We start from the raw sequence: 7615 nt of genomic DNA on the forward strand, positions 1-7615 counted from the left end.
AGCCCGGTAATCTCGGCTATGCCTGCCGCATCGATGTCTTCGAGGTAAAGCAGCACCACCTGCCGGTCGATTGGGCGCAACCGGTCGATCAGGGCGTAGAGCCGCTCCAGGGTCAGCGCGGTGCCAGTTGCCTGTTCCGGCGTCTGCCGCCCATCCGCGGGCTCGACATCATTGATGTCGATCCAGGCCCCGGCCGGGCGCGCCCGCACGGCCTTTTCGACATGGCGGGCGCAGACATTGTGTGCCACCCGAAACGTCCAGGTGGCCAGGCTGCATTGCCCTGCGAAATTCTTCAGGCTGCGCCAGAGATGCAGATGGATGTCCTGCTCCAGGTCCTGACGCAGGGCCGCGTCCTTCTCATAGGCCGCCGCGAGGCGGGCTATGGCCGCACCCTGCCCTTGGGCAATGGTGCAATATAGCGTCTCCCGGTCGGGCTGATCGGGCATAATGGCCTCGCCTTCTTCGTCACTCACGATACCAACAGTCGCGCCCGTGGGAGGTTTCTTACAAAAACAATTGCCTCACCTGCCCGTCTCGTGCATCACGCCCGCAAACGGCACGGAGGCGAGACATGCGCGTATTGGTCATTGGTTCGGGTGGGCGCGAACATGCCCTGGCCTGGAAGATCGCGCAGTCGCCGCTGGTCGATGCCCTGTTCGTGGCGCCGGGAAATGGCGGCACGGAGGGGCTGGCCACCAATCTGAACATCGACATCACCGACCATGCCGCCGTGATCGCTGCAGCGCGGGAGCACGCCATCGACTTTGTCGTCGTTGGCCCCGATGCGCAGGTCGTGGCCGGGTTAGGCGATGACGTTCGTGCTGCTGGCATCACCTGCTTTTGTCCGTCGAAAGAGGCCGGCCAGCTTGAAGGTTCAAAGAGCTTCACCAAGGCGCTCTGCGACCAATTCGATATCCCGACCGCCGCCTATGGCCGGTTCGAGGACGAGGCTTCGGCCCTGGCCTACCTCTATACCCAGGGCGCGCCCATCGTGATCAAGGCCGACGGGCTCGCCGCAGGCAAGGGGGTGACCGTGGCCATGACGGTGGACGAAGCCATCGCGGCGATCGACGATTGTTTCGACGGCAGTTTCGGCGAGGCGGGCGCATCGGTGGTGGTCGAGGCGTTTCTGGAAGGCGAAGAGGCAAGCTTTTTCTGCTTGTGCGATGGCAAGACGGCGCTGCCGTTCGGCACGGCGCAGGATCACAAGCGCGTGGGCGATGGCGATACGGGACCGAACACCGGCGGCATGGGCGCCTATTCGCCGGCCCCGGTGCTGGACGAAGCCACGCTCTCCCGCACGATCTCGGAAATCATCGAGCCGACGCTCAGGGGCATGGCGGAAATGGGGGCGCCCTTCACCGGCGTGCTTTATGCCGGCCTTATGCTGACGAAGGACGGGCCGAAGCTCATCGAGTATAATGTTCGCTTCGGCGATCCCGAATGCCAGGTGCTGATGATGCGCCTCAAGGAAGACCTGCTGCTTTTGCTGAACGCGGCGGTGGACGGGCAACTCGCCCATATGTCCGCGCGCTGGCGCAACGAAACGGCGCTCACCGTCGTACTGGCCGCGAAAGGCTATCCGGCCAGCCCCGAAAAAGGCACGACGATCCGCGGAGTCGATGAGGCCGGAACCGACGATAATGTCGAGATATTCCACGCCGGTACCGCATTGAGAAATGGCGCGCTGGTTGCCAATGGCGGCCGTGTGCTGAATGTCACCGCCCTCGGTGGCTCAGTGACGGAGGCGCAGAAGAATGCCTACCGCGCGGTCGATCTGATCGATTGGCCGGAAGGGTTTTGCCGGCGCGACATCGGCTGGCGCGCGGTGGAGCGCGAAGGCTGAGGCAGGCTTCTGCCCGTTCCAAACTCGAATCGTCTATTCCTGCGGGCCTTCGCTGACAACCAGAAGAACCCGGCTGTTCGCATCCAGTTGAAACGCGTCGGCGAGCTTCGGGTCGCCCAGAGCATGCACGAGACCCGCCAACCCGGCGGCACCGGAGGGCGTGGTGACCAATCCGCAGGTTTCCTCGAGAAGTTTCGGCGCCGCCATCAGATCCGTTTCCGAAACGCCGATCGCGCTTGCCCCGCATTCCCGCAGGATTTTCAGCGCCGGTGCGCTGGCACGACCGCATGACAGCATGGAAGCACATGTGTCCAGATCTCCCGGCACGGTTTCGGGATGACCGACCTCCAGCGCGCGGCGCACGCAGGCGGCGTTTTCGGGCTCGATCGTCACGATTTTTGCCGGCTGATCCATGAAGGTGTGCAGTCCGCGCGCCAAGGCGGCCACCAGCCCGCCGACACCGGCCTGAATGAAAAGGTGGGTCGGTGGCGTAAAACGCTCGGCCTCGTATTGCTCGCGCGTCTCACCGGCGATAACGCCATAACCGGCAAGCACGTGCCCGGTGACGGCGTCGTCCACATCGTCGCTCGTGTCGGCAATGAGAACAGCCCCTTCGACTTCGGCTGCGATCGCGGCCTGCCGCACCGCGTCGTCAAACGTGCCCTGAACGACGACGATCTCAGCACCGGTTTCCGCGATGCGCCGTACACGCCCGGCAGCGACATCCGGATGCAGGAAAACTTTTGCGGGAAGCCCCGCATGGCGTGCGGCCGATGCCACCGCCAGTCCGTGGTTGCCGTCGCTGGCGCAGACCAGCATGCGCACGTTCTCACCGGACGCTGCGATGGCCTCGAGACCCGCGAAAGTGCCGCCGAGCGACTTGAAACTGCCCAGCGGGCGGGTGCTTTCGTCCTTCAGGTAAATCTCGGCCACCCCGAGACGTTTCGCCAATTGCGGGGCCGCGACAAGCGGTGAGGTCCGATAGGCTTCGTCGAACTCTCTCAGACGGGCCAGTATATGACGATGATTTATTGCAATGGTCATGAGTTTCTCCAGAAAAGAGCACTCTAGCGGGCGCATCTTGCGCGTGACGCCGATTTTCGCTCTAAATTGCCGGAAAAAGGCAAAAGAGCGAGATTGTATGACCGAATCCGTCACACTCGATCGTTTCGACCAGCGGCTTCTCGCGTTGGTCCAGAAGAACAATCTGCGTCCGGCGCGCGAACTCGCCGAGGCGGTGGGGCTGTCGGAAAGCGCTGTACTCAGGCGTTTGCGCCGTTTGCGCCGGGAAAAGGTGATCGTTGCCGACATCGCCGTGGTCGATCCGTCTGTCGTGGGCGAGCCGGTCTCCGTTCATCTGCTCGTTTCGCTGGAGCGCGAGCGGGCGTCCGATCTCGACAGCTTCACCCGCAAGGTCCGGCATCGTCCGGAAGTGAAAAAGATCTGGTACGTGACGGGCGAGGCGGATTTCGTGATGCATCTGCGTTTGCCGAGCATGGACCAGTATGCCGACTTCGTGCAGGAGGTGTTTCACGGGGATTCGAATGTAAAATCGTTCAAGACGATTGTCGCCATTCGCGAAATCGAGACCAGCGGGGCCGCATAGGACGGGCGTGACAGGATCCGGTCCGCTTGCGGTCGTCGTTCTCGGTCAACCGTCGTCACGGAAAACGGACAAGCGCGTTTCAGCGAAAGACACAATCGCATGACAGACATCATTTTTCTGCACGGCGCGTCGAGCAGCGGCAAATCAACGCTTGCGCGGGCGCTGCAGGCCAGGATCGAACGGCCCTTCTGGCACATCTCGATAGACCATTTGCGCGATGCGGGGGTTCTGCCCTCACAACGATTTAAACGGGGCGAATTCGATTGGTCTGCCGCCAAACCTGCATTCTTCCAGGGGTTTCACAGATCCCTGGCAGCGTATGCGGGCGCGGGAAACAACTTGATCCTCGAGCATATTCTCGACGATGAGAACTGGTTGCCCGAACTCCAGGCCTTGTTTGCGCCGTTCGATGTTTATTTTGTCGGCCTTCACTGTCCCTTGCCTGTTCTCATCGTACGGGAGGCGGCCCGCGGGGATCGGCCCACAGGCAGCGCGCGGCAGGATTTCGAGATCGTCCACCTTGGAAAGAGCTACGATCTCGAGGTTCAGTCGCTCGATGGCGTCGAGCGCAACACCGACCTTATTCTGAAGGGATGGAGAGGTGGCGCACGCAATTCGGATTTCACGCGATGAGGCGGCGCGGTCCGCAGACCGTCAATCCTCAAACAGATACTCAGCCTCGAAAGGATCGGGCGCGGGCTTGTTGCCCAGCGTGCCCTCGGCGGCGCGTTTGCGATGATGGGCGAGCGAGCACCCGACGGAACACAGAACGCCACGGTCCGACCAGTAAGCGGGACCGTTCTCGATCAGGCCTTCATAGTAAGCGAAGTCCGGCATGCCGAACGCTTTCCCGCATTCGATGCAGCGTTTCTTTTCCGGTCTTGCAAGCATGAACGTTCCTTCCGTTGAATGGCTTCTAGTCGTCCGACAGGCGCATCGCAAGGTTTTCAATATTGACGTTTACGTAAAAAGAAATTAGCACTCTCTCGCCAAGCTATGATGGCGGGAGCGCGGATCCGCAGCTAGGTTCGGCACAGAGCGCACACCGGACGTCCAGGCGCACGCCGTAGATCAGGAGGAATGCAGCATGTATCGAGCCCCGGTCGACGAGATCGCTTTTACCCTGAAACATGTCACCGGGTTTTCCGCCGATCTGGAAGCCGACCGGTTCGGCGAACTTTCCGAGGATCTGGTCGACGCCATCGTTGCCGAGGCCGGCCGTTTCGCGGCGGATGAGATCGCGCCATTGGCAAAGGTAGGCGACGAGAAGGGAGCAACCCTCAAGGATGGCGTCGTCACCACGCCGCCGGGGTGGCCCGATCTTTATCGCCGCTGGTGCGAAGGAGGCTGGAACGGGCTTGCTGCGCCAGAGGCCTTCGGCGGCCAGGGATTGCCGACACTGCTTTCGGTTGCGGCGATTGAAATGTGGAACTCCGGTTCCATGGCTTTCGCCATCGGTCCGACGCTGACGATCGGCGCCATCGAAGCGCTCGACAAGCACGCAACGCCCGAACTCCAGGAGAAATATCTCGAAAAGCTCGTCTCCGGCGAATGGATGGGCACCATGAATCTGACGGAACCGCAGGCAGGTTCCGATCTGAACGCGCTCAAGGCGCGCGCCGAGCCCGTGGGCGACGGCACTTATCGCATCTTCGGCCAGAAAATCTTCATCACTTACGGCGAGCACGATTTCACTGACAACATCGTGCATCTGGTTCTGGCGCGCCTGCCGGATGCGCCGGCAGGCACCAGGGGTCTCTCTTTGTTCCTCGTGCCGAAATTCCTGGTGAACGATGACGGGTCGCCGGGCGAACGCAATGACGTGTTCTGCGCGTCCATGGAGCATAAGCTCGGCATTCACGCATCGCCCACCTGCACCATGATCTATGGCGATGGCAAGTTCGGCGACACGCCGGGTGCCGTCGGCTGGCTGATCGGCGAGGAGAACCGTGGGCTGGCATGTATGTTCACCATGATGAACAACGCCCGGCTGGCGGTGGGCATGCAGGGCGTGGGAATTGCGGAAACCGCGACGCAAAAGGCTTTGGCCTACGCTCATGAACGGCGTCAGGGCAGGGCCGCGGGCGCGAAGGACGAGGGCATGAGCCCGATCGTCGAACATCCCGATATCAAGCGCACCTTGCTCACCATGAAAGCGCAAACCCAGATGGCGCGCGCAATCACTTACTGCTGCGCCCATGCCATCGATCGCGCGCGGCTCGGCGAGGGCGAGGAGGCGAAGGCCTGGCAGGCACGCGCCGATATCCTGACACCCATGGCCAAGGCGTTCTCCACCGATGTCGGTGTGGAAGTTGCCTCGCTCGGCCTGCAGGTGCATGGCGGCATGGGTTATGTGGAGGAAACGGGCGCGGCCGCGCTCTACCGCGATGCCCGCATCGCGCCGATCTACGAAGGCACCAACGGGATTCAGGCAATCGATCTCGTCATGCGAAAGCTGCCGCTCCAGGGCGGCGAGGCGATGGCGACACTCCTCGCGGAACTGCGTGACGACCAAGAGGCGATTGCCAGCGCTTCGGGCCTCGGTGCGACCGGTGAGAAACTCGCGCTCGCGCTCGACGATCTCGAAGCCGCGACGGCTTTCCTCACCGGGGCCGCAGGCGAAGGGCGGGTGAGCGAGGCACTCGCCGGTGCCACGCCCTATCTGCGTCTTTTCTCGCTTGTCATCGGCGTTGCCTTCAACGCGCGGGCCGTGGCGTCCAACGAGAATCCGGGCCATGCCGTTCTGGTGCGTTTCATGGCCGAAAACCTGCTTGGCGAGACGGCGGGGCTCAGACAGCGCGTGATCGAAGGCGCCGGCAGTCTCGATGCGGCGGCCGACGCCCTGCTTTCGGCCTGAGGAGAAGACCATGAGCGAGCATGTTCTCATCGAACGGCGCGGCGCGGTTCAGGTGATCCGCCTGAACCGGCCTGAAAAGAAGAATGCCATCACCCGTGCCATGTATGCGGCCATGGCCGAGGCGCTGAAGGCGGGCGATGGCGACGGAGGGGTGCGTTGCCACGTGCTTCTGGGGCAGCCAGGTGCATTTTCATCCGGCAACGATCTTGCCGATTTTCTGGCGGTCGCCACCGGAGGAGAAGGCGGACAGGAGGTCTACGACTTCCTTCTGGCCCTTGCGGGTGCCACAAAGCCGCTGGTCTCGGGCGTCGACGGCATTGCCGTGGGCATCGGCACAACGATCCATATGCATTGCGATCTGACGTTTGCCACGCCGGCCACCGTATTTTCCACACCCTTCGTCGATCTGGGCCTGGTGCCGGAGGCGGGGTCGAGTCTGCTATCGCCGGCCGTCATGGGACACCAGCGGGCTTTCGCTCTTCTCGCGCTTGGAGAAGGTTTGCCTGCGCATGAGGCCCGCATGGCCGGCCTCATTCATGCCGTGGTGGATGCGGATGCGCTTGAGGCTTCGGTGTTTTCAAGCGCGGAAGCGCTTGCCGCCAAGCCACCCGAGGCGCTGAAGATCGCCCGCGACCTCTTGCGCGGGCCGCGCGATCAGGTGGTGGCGCGCATCAGGGAGGAGGGCGAACACTTTCGTACGCGCTTGAAATCGGACGAGGCGCGTGCCGCTTTCATGGCCTTCATGAACCGCAAGACATCCTGAAGCCTAGGGGTAAAGCCGGGTTGTCCGCCAAGCGCCATTTTCGCCGCGGCCGAAGACGATTCGGTCGTGCAGGCGGAATGGCCGATCGTGCCAGAACTCAATCGTCTGCGGGACGATGCGCAAGCCCGACCAGTGCGCGGGACGCGGGATCGCGCCGACGGCGAACTTCGCCGTATACTCGGCCACCGCCTTTTCCAGCGCAAACCGGCTTTCGAGCGGCCGCGACTGCTTCGAAGCCCAGGCGCCGATGCGGCTGCCGCGGGGCCGTGAGGCGTAGTACTCGTCCGCTTCCGCGTCGCTCACCCGTTCAACCGGTCCGCGAATGCGCACTTGCCGGCGCAGGCTCTTCCAGTGGAAGCACATGGCTGCCTTCTTCGCGCTCAAAATCTCTTCGCCCTTGGCGCTTTCGAAATTGGTGTAGAACACGAAACCGCGTTCATCGAAGCCCTTCAGAAGCACCATGCGCACATTGGGCATGCCATCGGGGTCTACGGTCGCCAGGGCCAGCGCGTTTGGATCGTTGGGTTCGGATTTCGTGGCATC

At 62.6% G+C, this 7615-nt stretch carries 9 protein-coding genes; 5 read left to right on the forward strand and 4 right to left on the reverse strand.

What is annotated here, in order from left to right:
- Positions 1 to 473 (reverse strand): sigma-70 family RNA polymerase sigma factor (locus QZ638_RS20870; protein ID WP_295813997.1); only part of this gene is annotated, 473 nt, incomplete at its 3' end.
- Between the two features lie 98 nt (positions 474 to 571).
- On the opposite strand from QZ638_RS20870, the gene purD reads away from it, so the two are divergent.
- A complete protein-coding gene (gene purD / locus QZ638_RS20875) occupies positions 572 to 1846 on the forward strand; it encodes a phosphoribosylamine--glycine ligase (RefSeq protein WP_295814001.1) in 1275 nt (424 codons plus the stop codon).
- Positions 1847 to 1879: 33 nt separating this feature from the next.
- Here purD and QZ638_RS20880 read toward each other — a convergent pair whose 3' ends face one another.
- The gene (locus QZ638_RS20880) at positions 1880 to 2890 is read right to left on the reverse strand and encodes a pyridoxal-phosphate dependent enzyme (RefSeq protein ID WP_295814005.1); all 1011 of its coding nucleotides are present in this window, start codon (positions 2888 to 2890) and stop codon (positions 1880 to 1882) included.
- Between the two features lie 97 nt (positions 2891 to 2987).
- Here QZ638_RS20880 and QZ638_RS20885 point away from each other — a divergent pair, with 97 nt between their 5' ends.
- Together QZ638_RS20885 and QZ638_RS20890 are read left to right on the forward strand one after the other, a co-directional pair.
- A complete protein-coding gene (locus QZ638_RS20885) occupies positions 2988 to 3452 on the forward strand; it encodes an Lrp/AsnC family transcriptional regulator (protein ID WP_295814009.1) in 465 nt (154 codons plus the stop codon).
- Positions 3453 to 3551: 99 nt separating this feature from the next.
- Positions 3552 to 4085, forward strand: a complete 534-nt coding sequence (locus QZ638_RS20890; protein WP_295814013.1) for an AAA family ATPase — start codon at positions 3552 to 3554, stop codon at positions 4083 to 4085.
- Between the two features lie 21 nt (positions 4086 to 4106).
- On the opposite strand, the gene QZ638_RS20895 is transcribed toward QZ638_RS20890, so the two are convergent.
- Positions 4107 to 4343, reverse strand: coding sequence for a hypothetical protein (locus QZ638_RS20895; protein ID WP_295814015.1), 237 nt, complete (start codon positions 4341 to 4343; stop codon positions 4107 to 4109).
- Positions 4344 to 4539: 196 nt separating this feature from the next.
- Here QZ638_RS20895 and QZ638_RS20900 point away from each other — a divergent pair, with 196 nt between their 5' ends.
- Entirely contained in the window at positions 4540 to 6309 is a 1770-nt protein-coding gene (locus tag QZ638_RS20900) for an acyl-CoA dehydrogenase (RefSeq protein WP_295814018.1), read from the forward strand.
- Between the two features lie 10 nt (positions 6310 to 6319).
- Complete coding sequence (locus QZ638_RS20905) at positions 6320 to 7072, forward strand: crotonase/enoyl-CoA hydratase family protein (protein WP_295814021.1); 753 nt, start codon at positions 6320 to 6322, stop codon at positions 7070 to 7072.
- A gap of 3 nt (positions 7073 to 7075) precedes the next feature.
- On the opposite strand, the gene pdxH is transcribed toward QZ638_RS20905, so the two are convergent.
- On the reverse strand, positions 7076 to 7615 hold a 540-nt coding region (gene pdxH, locus QZ638_RS20910), incomplete at its 5' end, for a pyridoxamine 5'-phosphate oxidase (protein ID WP_295814023.1).

Source organism: uncultured Nitratireductor sp., assembly GCF_913053745.1.
Classification (GTDB): Bacteria; Pseudomonadota; Alphaproteobacteria; order Rhizobiales; family Rhizobiaceae; genus Nitratireductor.